This is a genomic window from Tsukamurella hominis (genome assembly GCF_965137015.1).
GTDB lineage: Bacteria > Actinomycetota > Actinomycetes > Mycobacteriales > Mycobacteriaceae > Tsukamurella > Tsukamurella hominis.
In genome coordinates this window covers 62,398-77,067 of sequence record NZ_CBCRZG010000005.1, presented here as the reverse complement: position 1 = coordinate 77,067, position 14,670 = coordinate 62,398, and the positions used below count along the sequence as shown (strand labels likewise).

The window sequence follows — 14,670 nt, the reverse complement described above, 5'->3', positions numbered from 1 at the left end:
GGCGCACAATGGAAAGCATGATCGTGAACGCATATGGAGCCGTATCCGCAACCGAGCCGCTCGAGCCGATGACGATCGAGCGCCGCGATCCCGGGCCGCACGACGTGCAGATCGCCGTCCGCTACGCGGGCATTTGCCACAGCGACATCCACACGGTCCGCAGCGAGTGGGGCCCCGCCCGGTACCCCGTGGTGCCCGGCCATGAGATCGCCGGCGAGGTCACGGCCGTCGGCTCCGAGGTCACGAAGTTCGCGGTGGGCGACCGAGTGGGTGTGGGCTGCTTCGTGGACTCCTGCCGCGAGTGCGCGGCGTGCCTGCGGGGCGAGGAGCAGTACTGCGAGCGCGGCATGGTCGGCACCTACAACGCGAAGGGCCGCGACGGCCTGCCCACGCAGGGCGGCTACTCGACGGGCATCGTCGTCGACGAGAACTACGTGCTCCGGGTGCCCGAGAGCATCGACTACGCCGCCGCCGCGCCGCTGCTGTGCGCCGGGATCACGCTGTTCAGCCCGCTGCGGCACTGGAACGTCGGCCCCGGCAGCAAGGTCGCGATCATCGGACTCGGCGGCCTCGGCCACATGGGCGTGAAGCTCGCCGCGGCGATGGGCGCCGAGGTCACCGTGCTCAGCCAGTCGCTGAAGAAGATGGAGGACGGGCTTCGCCTCGGCGCGCAGCACTACTACGCGACCTCCGATCCCGACACCTTCAAGGTGCTGCGCAACAGGTTCGACGTCATCATCAACACCGTCTCCGCGAACCTCGACATGCACCCGTACTTCGGGATGCTGGCCGTCGACGGCACGCTCGTCGAGGTCGGCCTGCCGGAGCACCCGGTCCCGGTCAACGTCTTCGACCTGACGCGCAACCGGCGCTCCTTCGCCGGCTCGATGATCGGCGGGATCGCCCAGACCCAGGAGATGCTCGACTTCTGCGCCGAGCACGGCATCGGCTCCGAGATCGAGCTGATCTCGGCCGATCAGATCAACGAGGCCTACGAGCGCGTGATCGCCTCGGACGTGCGGTACCGCTTCGTGATCGACACCGCGACGATCGAGGCGCCCACCACGGTCTGATTCAGAGCTGATTGATCCGGATCAGGTTGCCCGCCGGGTCGCGGAAGGCGCAGTCGCGCACGCCGTAGTCCTGGTCCATCGGCTCCTGCACCACGTCCGCGCCCGCGCCGGCGACGCGCTCGAACAGGCCGTCCAGGTCGTCGGTGGACAGGGTGCCCGCGGTGTAGGCGCCCTTGGCGATGAGGTCGAGCACCGTCTGCCGCTCGTCGTCGGTGACGCCGGGGTCCATGGCCGGCGGGTGCAGCAGGATCGACGTCTGCGGCTGGCCCGCCGGTCCGACGGTGAGCCAGCGCAGGTCCTGGTAGCCGACGTCCTTGCGCACCTCGAAGCCGAGGAGGTCGCGGTAGAAGCCGAGGGCGGCCTCGGCGTCGGTGTGGGGCAGGTACGCGAGCGAGATCGTGAGGTTCATGCGGCCCACGTTATTGCGGCGGGGCGTGCGGTGCTTCTCGATTCCTGACCGGTCGCATCACCTGGCGGGCGAGGCACGCGGGAATGCCCTCAGCGGCGGCGCTGTGGTCGCGCTTGTAGACGCTCGGCGGAACGCCGACGAGCTCGGTGAACCGCGTGCTGAACGTGCCGAGGGACGAGCAGCCCACCGCGAAGCAGGCGTCGGTCACCGAGACGTCGCCGCGGCGCAGCAGCATCATCGCCCGCTCGATCCGGCGGGTCATGAGGTACGAGTACGGCGATTCGCCGTAGACGCGCTTGAACTCGCGGCTCAGGTGCCCCGCGGACATGTGCGCGCCGCGGGCCAGCTCCTCGACGTCGAGCGGCTGCGCGAACTCGCGGTCGATGCGGTCGCGCACCCGGCGCAGCACCGCCAGGTCGCGCGCCCGCTGCGCCGGATCAGGACTCCGGGCGCCACTTCTTGGCGTACTCATCCACGTACTCCTGCCCGGTGAGCGCCTGGATCTCCTGCATGAGCCGGTCGGTGACCGACCGTTCGAGCTTGTGCCGCTCGTCGGGATCCGACGGGATGTCGTACTCGATCGGCTCGATCGGCTTGGCGAACTTCACCTGCACCCGCTCGGCATGCCAGCTGAACGGACCGGGGGGCGAGACCTTGTCGGTGCCGATGACGCCGACGGGGATGATCGGCACGTTCGCCTCGAAGGCGATCCGGACCAGGCCGGTGCGCCCGCGGTAGAGCCGGCCGTCGGGGGAGCGGGTGCCCTCGGGGTACATGCCGACCAGGCGGCCCTCGTCGAGCAGCTTCTTGGCGGTGTTCAGCGCGGCGGTCGCGGCGTCGCCGCCCGAGCGGTCGATCGGCACCTGTCCCGTCTGGGTGTAGAAGAACTTCTGCAGCTTGCCCGAGACGCCGGGAGCGGTGAAGTAGTCGCTCTTCGCGAGGTAGGAGATCCGGCGCGGCACCACCAGGGGCACGAACAGCCAGTCGGCGATCGACAGGTGGTTGCCGGCGATGAGCGCCGGTCCCTCGGACGGGATGTTCTCCAGGCCCTCGACGGTCGGCCGGTTCACGAGCCGGATCGTCGGTCCCACCGACACGTGCTTGATCAGCCAGTACAGGAGGCCCTGGTCCCCGTGGTTGGTCTCAGCCATGGCGGACAACTTACCGGACCGTCAGGTGTCGCCGGGAGGCGAAGCGGTAGGGCACGATGAACCTGTGACGGCCTCCACATCCGCGACCGACTACACGGCGCCCCACTGGGATCGGTCCGCTCTGGTGCTCATCGACGTGCAGAACGACTTCGTCGACGGAGCGACGCCGATCGCGGGCACTGCGGAGCTGCTGCCGGCGATGGCGCGCCTCGCCCGGGCCTTCCGCGACGCGGGCCGCCCCGTCGTCCACGTGGTCCGCCTGTACGTGCCCGGGGGCTCGGACGTCGACCCCGTCCGACGGTCCGCGGTGGAGGCGGGTGCCCGGATCGCGGCGCCGGGCAGCGCGGGGTCCGAGGTCCCCGCGGCCCTGTTGGGTGTCCCGCTCGACCATGCGCTCCTCCTGTCGGGGGCGGTGCAGAGTGTGGGCGACGCGGAGGCGGTGCTGTTCAAGCCGCGATGGTCGGCGTTCCACCGGACCGAGCTCGACGAACACCTCCGCGATCTCGGCGTCGACACGGTGATCGTGGCCGGGTGCAACCTCCCCAACTGCCCGCGGGCGACGCTGTTCGACGCCTCGGAGCGCGACTACCGCGCGGCGGTGGTCGCCGACGCGACGTCGCAGGCCACGGACCAGCGGCTCGACGACCTGCGCCTGATCGGCGTCGAGGTGCTGACGACCGCGGACGTGGTCGATGCCCTGGCCGGAAACCCGGTGGCGCCGGACCCATAGAATGGGGCCATGTCTGATCTGCAGCTGAGCCGTCTCGACCTGCGCGGTCGTCGCCCGTCGCTCGCCGAGCTGCGTGCGGCGCTCCCGCGCGGCGGCACCGACGTCGATGCGGTGGTCCCGCAGGTGCGGCCCATCGTCGACGCGGTCGCCGAGCGCGGCGCGGAGGCCGCCCTCGAGTTCGGCGAGAGGTTCGACGGTGCCCGCCCGGCCACCGTCCGGGTTCCCGCTGCGGCGCTGGAGCGGTCGCTCGCCGAGCTCGACCCCGCGATCCGCGAGGCGCTGGAGACGGCGATCGGCCGGGTCCGCACCGTGCACGCCGACCAGAGGCGCGTCGACACCGTCACCGAGGTCGTGCCCGGGGGCACCGTCACCGAGCGCTGGATCCCCGTCGACCGCGTCGGCCTGTACGTGCCCGGCGGCAACGCCGTCTACCCGTCGTCCGTCGTGATGAACGTCGTACCCGCGCAGATCGCCGGCGTCGGCTCGCTCGTGGTGCTCTCGCCCGCGCAGAAGGACTTCGGCGGGCTGCCCCACCCCACCATCCTGGCCGCGTGCGCGCTGCTCGGCGTCGACGAGGTGTGGGCGGTCGGAGGCGCGCAGGGCATCGCCCTCGCCGCGCACGGCGGCACGGATCTCGACGGCGCCGAGCTGGCCCCCGTCGACCTCATCACCGGTCCGGGCAACATCTACGTCACCGCCGCGAAGCGACTGTGCCGCGGCCTGGTCGGCATCGATGCGGAGGCCGGCCCGACCGAGATCGCGATCCTCGCCGACCACACCGCCGATCCCGTGCACGTCGCGGCCGACCTCATCAGCCAGGCCGAACACGACGTCATGGCGGCGTCGGTGCTGGTCACCACCTCGCCGGAGCTCGCGGACCGGGTCGACGAGGCGCTGACGGCCCAGCTCGAGATCACCCGGCACCGCGAGCGGGTGGACACGGCTCTGCGCGGCCCGCAGTCCGGCACCGTGCTGGTGGACGGGATCGACGAGGGCCTCGCGGTGGTCAACGCCTACGCCGCTGAGCACCTGGAGATCCAGACAGCCGATGCCCGCGAGGTCGCGGGCCGGGTGCGCGCCGCCGGCGCGATCTTCGTCGGCCCGCACTCGCCCGTCAGCCTGGGGGACTACGCCGCGGGCAGCAACCACGTGCTCCCGACGGCGGGCTGCGCGCGGCACAGCTCGGGCCTGTCGGTGCAGACCTTCCTGCGCGGCGTGCACGTCGTCGAGTACGACGAGGCCGCGCTCAAGGACATCGCCGGCACCGTCATCACGCTCGCGAACTCGGAGGACCTCCCGGCGCACGGCGAGGCCGTGCGGCTGCGGTTCGAGTCGCTGAAGGGCGGCCCCGCGTGAACCCGCTGCCCGGTGAGGCGGTGAGCCTCGACCAGCTGCCCATCCGGGACACGTTGCGCGGCAAGGAGCCCTACGGTGCGCCGCAGCTGCCCGTGGCGGCCGCGATGAACACGAACGAGAATCCGCACCCGCCGAGCCCGGCGCTCGTCGCCGACATCGCCAAAGCGGTCGGTGACGCGGCCGCCTCGATGAACCGGTACCCGGACCGCGATCTTGCGGCCCTGCGGAATCGGCTGGCGGAGTACGTGACCGAGCGCACCGGCACCGTCGTCGGGCCGCAGAACGTGTGGGCGGCCAACGGCTCCAACGAGATCCTGCAGCAGGTGCTGCAGGTGTTCGGCGGGCCCGGGCGCACCGCGATGGGGTTCGTGCCCAGCTACTCGATGCACCCGATCATCTCGGACGGCACCGATACGCACTGGATCCCGGGCAAGCGCACGGCCGACTTCGGGCTCGACCTCGACTACGCCGTCGGTGCCATCGACGAGCTGCGTCCCGACGTGCTGTTCCTCACCAACCCGAACAACCCGACCGGGCACCTCATCGCCGAGGACGACCTGATCCGGCTGATCGAGGCTGCGCCGGGCATCGTGATCGTCGACGAGGCGTACGGCGAGTTCAGCGCGGGGCCGTCGGCGGTGCGACTCCTGGACCGCTTCGGCGAGAAGCTCATCGTGAGCCGGACCATGAGCAAGGCCTTCGCCTTCGCGGGCGGACGCGTGGGCTACCTGGTGGCCGCGCCGGCGATCGTCGGCGCGATCCAGCTCGTCCGCCTGCCATACCACCTCTCGGTGTTCACGCAGGCCGCGGCGATCGCGGCGATCGACCACCGCGCGGAGACGCTGGCATCGGTGGCGCACCTGTCGGCCGAGCGCGACCGGATCTCCGCGCGGCTGCGGGAGCTCGGTTACGACGTGATCGAGTCGCACGCCAACTTCATCCTGTACGGCGGCTTCGCCGATGAGGCGGCCGCCTGGCGCACCTACCTCGACGGCGGGGTCCTGGTGCGCGACATGCACATCCCGGGGCACCTGCGCGTGTCGGTGGGGCTGGACCACGAGAACGACGCCTTCCTCGCGATCAGCGAGAAGCTGGCGCCCGAGAAGAAGTGAGTGACCGCATGACCGATCGCATCGCCCGTATCGAGCGCGCCACGAGGGAGTCCTCCATCGTGGTGGAGCTCAACCTCGATGGCACCGGCGTCACCGACATCGCCACCGGCGTCCCGTTCTTCGACCACATGCTCACCGCCTTCGGTCAGCACGGCAGCTTCGACCTCACGGTGCAGGCCAAGGGCGACATCGAGATCGACGCCCACCACACGGTCGAGGACACGGCGATTGTGCTCGGCCAGGCCATCGGCGAGGCGCTGGGGGACAAGAAGGGCATCCGCCGCTTCGGCGACTGCTTCATCCCCATGGACGAGACGCTCGCGCACGCCTCCGTCGATGTCTCCGGCCGGCCCTACGCCGTGCACACCGGCGAGCCGGAGTACCTGGTGCACTCCGTGATCGGCGGCTACCCGGGCGTCCCGTACTCGACGGTGATCAACCGTCACGTCTTCGAATCGCTGGCGATGAACGCCCGGATCGCGCTGCACGTCCGCGTGCTCTACGGCCGCGACCCGCACCACATCACGGAGGCCGAGTTCAAGGCCGTCGCCCGCGCGCTGCGCGCCGCCGTCGAGCCGGACCCGCGGGTCACCGGCGTCCCGTCCACCAAGGGCACGCTCTAGCGGTCCTACGCGCCGGGCGCAGCGCGACAGCGTCCGGACCCGCTGCGGCGACCCGTCCTTTCGGAGGGCGAGGCCGCAAACAATTTTGTAGGATCAACAAAATTGTTCGCGGAAAGCCGGGAGTGCCGATGTCCAAGGTTCGAGGCGTGAGCGCCGTCAGCATCGTGATCGTCCTCCTGGCGGGCCTGCTGGCCTGCGGGGCGCCGGACCGCTCGGGGAAGGATGCGGGGGAGCAGAAACCCGTCTCCGTGGCGGTGGACGTCACCAACCTGCCGCAGCGCATCATCGGAGTGAAGCAGTCGATCCCCGTCAGCGCGGGGGAGGTGACCCTGCTCTACCCGCAGTGGCTGCCGGGAAACCATTCGCCCGCCGGGCCGATCGACAAGATCGCCGGCATCACCTTCTCCGCGGGCGGGAAGAAGCTGGCGTGGAAGCGTGATCCGCTCGACGTCTACGCGCTGAAGGTCACGGTGCCGGACGGCGTCGACACGCTGGACGCCGCCTTCTCGTACCTCACACCGACCGACAGCACGCAGGGCCGCGTCGTGATGACACCGAACATGCTCAACCTGCAGTGGAACGCGGTGGTCCTCTACCCGAAGGGGAAGCCCGCGAGCGAGATCCCGTTCACCGCGAGCGTCACGTACCCGCCGGGATTCCAGGCCGGCACCGCGCTGGACGTCGCGGGCCGGCGCGGGGACACCGTCGATTACCGCACCGTTCCGCTCGACGTCCTCGCCGACTCGCCCGTCTACGCGGGGCGCTTCCACAAGGAGATCGACCTCGCCCCCGGCGCCGAGGTCCCGGTGCGCCTGCAGGTGTTCGCCGACGCACCGGAGCAGCTCGAGGCGAAGCCCGAACACATCGAGCAGCACCGGGCGCTCGTCGCGCAGGCGATCAAGCTGTACGGATCGCAGCACTACGACCACTACGACTTCCTGCTCTCGCTCTCGGATCAGCTCAGCTCCAACGGGCTCGAACACCAGCGGTCCAGCGAGAACGGCGAACCGACGGACTACTTCACGGGGTGGAATCCCGCGGTGGGGAGCGACGATCTGCTCGGCCACGAGTACACGCACTCGTGGAACGGGAAGTTCCGCCGCCCGGCCGACCTGTGGACGCCGGACTTCAACACCCCGATGCAGGACAGCCTGATGTGGGTCTACGAGGGCCAGACCCAGTACTGGGGCAACGTGCTCACCGGCCGGGCGGGGCTGCGGCCGGCCGAGGTCTCCCGCGATGCGCTGGCTTCCGTGGTCGCCACGTACACCGACGGCCGCCCGGGCCTGAGCTGGCGGAGCCTGCAGGACACCACGAACGACCCGATCATCGCGCAGCGCCGCACCAAGCCGTACCGCTCCTGGCAGCTCAGCGAGGACTACTACCAGGGCGGTCAGCTCGTGTGGCTGGGCGTGGACGCGCGCATCCGCGAACTGACGGGCAACACCAAGTCGCTCGACGACTTCGCCCGCGCCTTCTTCGGCGTCGACGCCACGACGTGGAAGACGCAGAACACCTACGACTTCGACAAGGTGGTCGCGGCCCTCAACGGTGTGGTCGCCGACGACTGGGCGACGTATCTGCGCGATCGCCTCGACGGTAGGGAACCGTTCGCCTCGAGCGTCGAGAAGACGGGGTGGAAGCTGGTGTACGACGGCAACCCGGGCCCGTTCCTCGCGGAGCAGATGAAGGCGGCGGAGGGGGCCGTCAACTACACCTACTCGATCGGCCTCAACGTGTCCGCGACGGGCAAGGTGACCGACGTCCGGTGGGACGGGCCCGCGTTCAAGGCCAAGGTCGGGACCGGGATGACCGTGCTCTCGGTCAACGACGCCGCCTACTCGCAGGCCACGATGCAGACGGCGATCGAGGGTGCCAAGACGAATCCCGCTCCGATCCGCCTGCAGGTGAAGGACTTCGACCAGACGCGGACCGTCGAGATCGATTACCACGGCGGGTTGCGGTACCCGCACCTGCAGCGCATCGAGGGGACCCCGGACTACCTCAGCCAGATCCTGGCGAGCCGCCCGTAGTCCGGGCCCTGGCGGCCTACGCCTCGCCGCGACGGAGGAGGCGTCCGTGCGGGGTCTCGAAGTCGACCTTCTCGCCGCGGAGCCACGTGCCGCTGACGACGCCGGCGAGGGCGCGACCGTCGTAGGGCGTGATCGGGTTCTTGTGGTGCAGGTGGTGCACGTCCACCACCTGCGCGGCCTCGGGTTCGAAGATCGCGAAGTCGGCGTCGAAGCCCAGCGCGATCCGGCCCTTGCGGGTCATACCGGCCAGCTTCGCGGGATTCGCGGACATCCATTCGAGGACCTGCTCGAGGGTGATGCCGCGCTTCTTCGCCTCGGTCCAGATGAGCTGCAGACCCAGCTGCAGCGACGCGACGCCGCCCCACGCCACGCCGAAGTCGCCGTTCTCCACGTCCTTGAGGTCGATCGTCGAGGGGGAGTGGTCGGAGACGATGCAGTCGATCGTGCCGTCCAGCAGTCCCTGCCACAGCAACTCGCGGTTCGACGCCTCGCGGATCGGTGGACAGCACTTGAACGCGGTGCCGCCCGCGGGGATCTCCTCGGCCAGCAGGGTCAGGTAGTGCGGGCACGTCTCGACGGTGAGCTTGACCCCGTCGCGCCGCGCGCTCGCGATCATCGGCAGGGCGTCGGACGACGAGAGGTGCAGGACGTGCGCGCGGGCGCCCGTCCACCGGGCCCGCTCGATCACGTCGGCGATGGCCTTGTTCTCCGCGCCACGCGGGCGCGACGCGAGGAAGCCCGCGTAGTCGGCTCCGGTCGGCTCCGGTGCGTGGTCGATGGAGCAGGCGTCCTCGGCGTGGACGATCATCAGCGAGTCGAACGTGGCGAGTTCCGCCATGTCCTCCTGCATCTCGTCCACGCTGAGGGCGGGGAACTCGTCGACGCCGGAGTGCAGCAGGAAGCACTTGAAGCCGAAGACGCCGTCGTCGTGCAGGCCGCGCAGCTCGCCCTTGTTGCCGGGCACCGCGCCGCCCCAGAAGCCGACGTCGATGTAGGCCTTGGGCCCGGCGACCTCGCGCTTGAGGCGCAGGGCCTCCCGGTCGACGGTGGGCGGGATCGAGTTGAGGGGCATGTCGACGAGCGTCGTGACGGCGCCGGCGGCGGCGGCCTTCGTCGCGGATTCGAAGCCCTCCCACTCGGTGCGACCGGGCTCGTTGACGTGCACATGGGTGTCCACGAGTCCGGGGATCATCACCTGCTCGTCCGTCAGCTCGATGACCTCGCGTCCCGCCAGGCCGTTCCCGAGCGGCTCGATCGCGACCACGCGTCCGTCGCGGATGCCGACCTCGCGCGCCACCGTCCCGGCGGTCGTGACGATGCGGCGGCCGCGGACCACCAGGTCGTACTCGGCGGTGTCGGTGCTCATGCAGGTTCTCCTTCGGCTAGAAATTCCGAGTGGCGGAATTCCGTCTCGATCCTGGGGCCACAGTAGGTGTGAGCTGCGCCACTCGTCAAGAACATCGTTTCCGTCGTGTGACGATCATATTCCGAGATGCGACATGGGCCTTGACACGCGGGCGGGGATAGGTCTTACTTATCGCTACAAGTGGAACAAAACTTCCGCACAACGGAAAAGATTCGAGCGTTCAGCCAGCACGAACGAAGGCCCAGCATGACAGAAGAACTCACTCCCCGCGTCGCGGCGGCGGCGAATCCGATCCGGCTCGGCGACGCGGACGTCGCCGATGTTCCCGACGTGGACGCGCTGAACCGGCTCAGCGCAGGCCTCTACAACCAGGACCTGGCGCCCACCAAGCGGGCGGGCCGCACCTGGGGCGGCTACAACATCTTCACCCTGTGGGCGAACGACGTTCACAGCCTCGGCAACTACGCCTTCGCGATCGGCCTGTTCGCGCTGGGCCTCGGCGGTTGGCAGATCCTGCTGGCCCTCGGCCTCGGCGGCGTGTTCCTCTTCGTCCTGCTCAACTTCTCCGGTTTCATGGGGGAGAAGACGGGCGTCCCCTTCCCGGTCATGAGCCGCATCTCATTCGGTATCCGGGGTGCGCAGATCCCGGCGCTGATCCGCGGCGTCGTCGCGATCGCCTGGTTCGGTATCCAGACCTACCTCGCCTCGGTGGTGTTGCGCATCATGATCGTCGCGGTGGCCCCGGGCGCGGCGACGCTCGACGAGAACCGCTTCCTCGGCCTCTCCACCCTCGGCTGGATCTCCTTCCTCGTGCTGTGGGCGATCCAGCTCGTCATCGTCAGCTACGGCATGGAGATGATCCGCAAGTACGAGGCCTTCGCCGGGCCGGTCATCCTCGTGACCATGGCCGCGCTGGCCGTCTGGATGCTCAGCAAGGCCGATTGGTCGATCGCGTGGACCACGCCGGAGTCCAAGACGGGACTCGACATGTGGCTGCAGATCGTCGGCGGCGCGAGCCTCTGGGTCGCGATCTACGGCACCTTCGTCCTCAACTTCTGCGACTTCACCCGCAACGCGACCTCCAAGAAGTCCATCGTGCGCGGCAACTTCTTCGGCATCCCGCTCAACATGCTGCTCTTCGGCGCCATCGTGATCACGCTGGCCGGTGCCCAGTTCAAGATCAACGGCCGGGTCATCGAGTCGCCCGCCGACATAGTCCAGACCGTACCGAACACGCTGCTACTCGTCCTCGCCTGCCTCGCGCTGCTCGTGCTCACCGTGGCCGTGAACCTGATGGCGAACTTCGTCGCCCCGATCTACGCGCTGAACAACCTGTTCCCGAAGCACCTGAACTTCCGCAGCGCCGGCCTCATCTCCGGCGTGATCGGCCTGGTCATCCTGCCCTGGAACCTCTACAACTCGCCCGCGGTCATCACGTACTTCCTCGGCGGCCTCGGGGCGCTGCTGGGGCCGCTGTTCGGCATCGTCATGGCCGACTACTGGCTGATCCGCAAGACCAAGGTCAACGTGCCCGACCTGTACTGCGACCTGCCCGACGCGCCGTACTTCTACCAGGGAGGCGTGAACCCGCGCGCCGTCATCGCGCTCGTCCCCACCGCCGGCGCGGCGCTGCTCATGGCATTCGTGCCCGCCTTCCACGTGGTTTCGAACTACTCGTGGTTCATCGGGGCCGGCCTCGGCGCACTGGTCTACCTTGCGGTGGCCGACCGCAAGGGCCCGTTCGTCGACGTCTCCGGCGAGCCGATCGCCGTCCCCAGCAAGCACTAGGAGTCCCGCGATGCGCATCCTCGTCGCCAACGTCAACACCACCGAGTCCATGACCGCCGCGATCGCCGAGTCGGCGCGCTCCGCGGCCTCGCCCGGCACCGAGATCGTCGGGATCACGCCGCGGTTCGGCGCGGACTCCTGTGAGGGCAACTTCGAGTCCTACCTCGCCGCGATCGCGGTCATGGACGCGATCACGCGCTACGAGGGGCCCTACGACGCCGTGATCCAGGCGGGCTACGGCGAGCACGGACGCGAGGGCCTGCAGGAGCTGCTGGAGGTGCCCGTCGTGGACATCACCGAGGCGGCGGCCTCGACCGCGATGTACCTGGGCCACAAGTACTCCGTGGTCACCACCCTCGACCGCACGGTGCCGCTCATCGAGGACCGGCTCAAGCTGGCCGGCCTCGATGCCCGCTGCGCGTCGGTGCGTGCCTCGGGTCTCGGCGTACTCGAGCTCGAGTCCGAGCCCGACCGGGCCGTCGACGCCATCGTCGGCCAGGCGCGGGAGGCCGTCGAGCGCGACCACGCCGAGGTGATCTGCCTGGGCTGCGGCGGTATGGCGGAGCTGGAGGAGAAGGTCTCGGCCGCGACGGGGGTCCCCATCGTGGACGGCGTCCGGTCCGCCGTGACCATCGCCGAGGGCCTCGTGCGCATGGGCCTGAGGACCTCCAAGGTGCGCACCTACGCCCCGCCGCGACCCAAGGTCGTGACGGGCTGGCCCTTCCAGAACTGAAGCTCCTATCGGGTAGTCGTTCGAGAAGCTGGACGGCCGCGCCACATTCCGGCGAAGGGACGGAACATGACCACGACTGAGGCGCCGAAGAAGAAGCGCTGGTACAGATCTCTGTTCGTCCAGGTGTTGATCGGCATCGCAGCCGGAATCGCCACGGGCATCTTCTTCCCGGGATTCTCGGACCACTTGGCTCCGCTGGGCCAGGGCTTCATCAAGCTCATCAAGATGCTGGTCTCGCCCCTGATCTTCCTCGTGGTGGTGACGGGCATCGCCAAGGTCGGCAGTATGGCCGCGCTCGGCAAGATCGGTGCGAAGGCCCTGCTGTGGTTCACCGTGTGCACCACGTTCGCTCTTGCGCTGGGGCTCGTGGTCGGCAATGTCGTCCGGCCCGGCGCCGGCTTGAACATCGACCCGTCGACCCTCGACGCGAGCGCGCTCGATGAGAAGACGCACGGCGAGACCCTGCCGGGCGGCGTCGACTTCGTCATGAACATCATCCCGACGTCCGTGGTCGACGCCTTCGCGAAGAACAACCTGCTCCAGGTGCTGTTGTTCGCGGTGCTCTTCGGCGTGGCGCTGGCGGCGATCAGCGAGAAGGTTCAGCCCGTCCTGCTCGAGGTCATCGACCAGGCGATGCATGTGATCTTCCGAATCGTCAGTTACATCATGTACCTGGCGCCGATCGGTGCGTTCGGCGCGATGGCCTTCACCGTCGGGAACTACGGCGCCGATTCCCTCAAGTCCTTCGGCATGCTGGTGCTCGCGTGCTACGGCGCCGCCGTCGTGTTCATCCTGATCCTCGCGGTCGCCGTGCGTCTCATCACCGGTGTGAGTACGTGGAAGTTCCTCACGTACTGCCGCGAGGAGTTCATGCTCGCGCTGGGCACGGGCTCGTCCGAGGCCGTGATGCCGTCGATCATCAAGAAGCTGGACGCCGCGGGGTGCGACCGCTCCGTCGTCGGTCTCGTCATCCCGACCGGCTACTCGTTCAACCTCGACGGTGCCGCGATCTACCTGTCGCTGTCGATGATGTTCCTCGCGCAGGCCGTTGGCGTGGACCTCAGTGTGGGCCAGCAGATCACGATCATGGGCATCTTGATCCTCAGCTCCAAGGGGATGGCCGGCGTCCCGGGCTCCGCGTTCGTGGCGCTGTCCGCCACGGCCGCCGCGGTCGGTGCGTTCCCGGTGGCCGCGGTCGCCCTGCTGCTCGGCGCCGACCGCCTCATGGATTCCATGCGCGTGGCGACCAATCTGCTGGGCAACTGCCTCGCCACCTTCGTCATCGCGCGGTGGGAGGGCCTGCTCGACACGGAGAAGATGAAGGCGGTCCTCGACGGCACGCTCGTCGTCGACGATCCCGACGACGTGCGCGCGCACCCCGGCCACGGAGCGGCCGCGTTCCCGCCGCGTGCCGATGCCGCGTCGCCGTCGGCGGGTGGCGACGGGACCACCACCGATGTCGAGGGAGCGAAGAATGTCTGACACCACCGCACCGGCCGGTGCCGATGTCACGGTCGCGATCCTGGGTAGTTGGGGCTACTACGGGCTCCTGGACGACGCCCGGTCGTATCCCGTGGACACTCCCTACGGCGCGCCCTCGGACGACGTGGTGATCGGGACCGCGCACGGCCGACGCGTCGCCTACCTGACCCGGTCCGGCCGCGAGCGGAACATCCCGCCGCACAGGATCAATCACCGTGCCAACATCTGGGCGCTGCACCACCTCGGGGCGCGGCACATTCTTGCGGCGACGCCCGCCGGGGCCTTCGACTCCGCGGTGGGCGTCGGCACCGTCGTGGTCCCGGACCAGCTGGTCGACCGGACCGGGCGCACCGATGACACCTTCCACGACGACGAGGACGTCCGAGTCTCGTTCGCACAGCCGTTCTCCGAGCCGACCCGCGCCGCCGCGATCGGTGCGCTGCGCGATCAGCGCTGGGTCGTCGCCGACGGCGGTGTGGTCGTGGCCATTCGCGGCCCGCGGTTCTCGACCGCGGCCGAGTCCCGCTGGTACGCGGCGCAGGGCTGGGACGTCGTGTCGACCACGCCCTACCCGGAGGCGGCGCTGGCCCGCGAGCTCGGCATCGGCTACGCCTGCGTCGCGCTGGTCACCGATCACGACGTCATCGCCGAGACCCCGTGGCCCGTCAGTCAAGAGCGGGTCCAGGAGGAGCTCGACGCGAACACCCTGCGGCTGCGCGAGGCGCTCGTGCGCGCCGCGGCGGCCCTGTCCTGACCCGACGGACCCTCCACTCAACACCGAAGTGCCCCTCCCGGAATCCGGGAGGGGCACTTC

Annotated in this window: 14 protein-coding genes; 10 read left to right on the top strand and 4 right to left on the bottom strand. The window is 69.4% G+C overall.

The genetic code is table 11. The features are described 5' to 3' along the window. The first annotated feature begins 8 nt into the window (after window positions 1-8). Complete coding sequence (locus ACM9LD_RS08780; protein ID WP_415676296.1) at window positions 9-1,073, top strand: NAD(P)-dependent alcohol dehydrogenase; 1,065 nt, start codon at window positions 9-11, stop codon at window positions 1,071-1,073. A gap of 1 nt (window position 1,074) precedes the next feature. Here ACM9LD_RS08780 and ACM9LD_RS08775 read toward each other — a convergent pair whose 3' ends face one another. From ACM9LD_RS08775 to ACM9LD_RS08765, 3 genes are read right to left on the bottom strand one after another with little or no spacing between them, the layout of a single operon-like run. Next, entirely contained in the window at window positions 1,075-1,482 is a 408-nt protein-coding gene (locus ACM9LD_RS08775) for a VOC family protein (protein WP_415676295.1), read from the bottom strand. Between the two features lie 10 nt (window positions 1,483-1,492). Continuing rightward, window positions 1,493-1,954 (bottom strand): helix-turn-helix transcriptional regulator, encoded by a 462-nt coding sequence (locus tag ACM9LD_RS08770; protein ID WP_415676294.1) that lies wholly within the window; start codon window positions 1,952-1,954, stop codon window positions 1,493-1,495. Beyond that, the gene (locus ACM9LD_RS08765; protein ID WP_415676293.1) at window positions 1,920-2,633 is read right to left on the bottom strand and encodes a lysophospholipid acyltransferase family protein; all 714 of its coding nucleotides are present in this window, start codon (window positions 2,631-2,633) and stop codon (window positions 1,920-1,922) included. Before ACM9LD_RS08765 ends, ACM9LD_RS08770 begins: the two co-directional genes overlap by 35 nt. 124 nt (window positions 2,634-2,757) lie before the next feature. Here ACM9LD_RS08765 and ACM9LD_RS08760 point away from each other — a divergent pair, with 124 nt between their 5' ends. The 5 genes from ACM9LD_RS08760 (at window position 2,758) to ACM9LD_RS08740 (ending at window position 8,487) form a co-directional block, all read left to right on the top strand. Continuing rightward, a complete protein-coding gene (locus tag ACM9LD_RS08760; protein WP_415676493.1) occupies window positions 2,758-3,363 on the top strand; it encodes a cysteine hydrolase family protein in 606 nt (201 codons plus the stop codon). Window positions 3,364-3,372: 9 nt separating this feature from the next. Next, the gene (gene hisD, locus ACM9LD_RS08755; protein WP_415676292.1) at window positions 3,373-4,719 is read left to right on the top strand and encodes a histidinol dehydrogenase; all 1,347 of its coding nucleotides are present in this window, start codon (window positions 3,373-3,375) and stop codon (window positions 4,717-4,719) included. Further along, window positions 4,716-5,831, top strand: coding sequence for a histidinol-phosphate transaminase (locus ACM9LD_RS08750; protein ID WP_415676291.1), 1,116 nt, complete (start codon window positions 4,716-4,718; stop codon window positions 5,829-5,831). The genes hisD and ACM9LD_RS08750 overlap by 4 nt, the downstream gene beginning before the upstream one ends. 8 nt (window positions 5,832-5,839) lie before the next feature. After that, the gene (gene hisB, locus ACM9LD_RS08745) at window positions 5,840-6,454 is read left to right on the top strand and encodes an imidazoleglycerol-phosphate dehydratase HisB (RefSeq protein ID WP_415676290.1); all 615 of its coding nucleotides are present in this window, start codon (window positions 5,840-5,842) and stop codon (window positions 6,452-6,454) included. A gap of 146 nt (window positions 6,455-6,600) precedes the next feature. Continuing rightward, a complete protein-coding gene (locus tag ACM9LD_RS08740) occupies window positions 6,601-8,487 on the top strand; it encodes a M61 family metallopeptidase (RefSeq protein WP_415676289.1) in 1,887 nt (628 codons plus the stop codon). Between the two features lie 16 nt (window positions 8,488-8,503). On the opposite strand, the gene allB is transcribed toward ACM9LD_RS08740, so the two are convergent. Then, window positions 8,504-9,853 (bottom strand): allantoinase AllB, encoded by a 1,350-nt coding sequence (gene allB, locus ACM9LD_RS08735; RefSeq protein ID WP_415676288.1) that lies wholly within the window; start codon window positions 9,851-9,853, stop codon window positions 8,504-8,506. Window positions 9,854-10,099: 246 nt separating this feature from the next. Here allB and ACM9LD_RS08730 point away from each other — a divergent pair, with 246 nt between their 5' ends. From ACM9LD_RS08730 to ACM9LD_RS08715, 4 genes are all read left to right on the top strand, one after another. Beyond that, window positions 10,100-11,641 (top strand): NCS1 family nucleobase:cation symporter-1, encoded by a 1,542-nt coding sequence (locus ACM9LD_RS08730; RefSeq protein ID WP_415676287.1) that lies wholly within the window; start codon window positions 10,100-10,102, stop codon window positions 11,639-11,641. Between the two features lie 10 nt (window positions 11,642-11,651). Beyond that, window positions 11,652-12,374: an aspartate/glutamate racemase family protein gene (locus ACM9LD_RS08725; RefSeq protein WP_415676286.1), complete on the top strand. Its 723-nt coding sequence runs from the start codon at window positions 11,652-11,654 to the stop codon at window positions 12,372-12,374. Between the two features lie 66 nt (window positions 12,375-12,440). Next, window positions 12,441-13,856 (top strand): C4-dicarboxylate transporter DctA, encoded by a 1,416-nt coding sequence (gene dctA, locus ACM9LD_RS08720; protein WP_415676285.1) that lies wholly within the window; start codon window positions 12,441-12,443, stop codon window positions 13,854-13,856. Continuing rightward, window positions 13,849-14,610 (top strand): MTAP family purine nucleoside phosphorylase, encoded by a 762-nt coding sequence (locus ACM9LD_RS08715; RefSeq protein WP_415676284.1) that lies wholly within the window; start codon window positions 13,849-13,851, stop codon window positions 14,608-14,610. The genes dctA and ACM9LD_RS08715 overlap by 8 nt, the downstream gene beginning before the upstream one ends. Window positions 14,611-14,670: the final 60 nt, after the last annotated feature.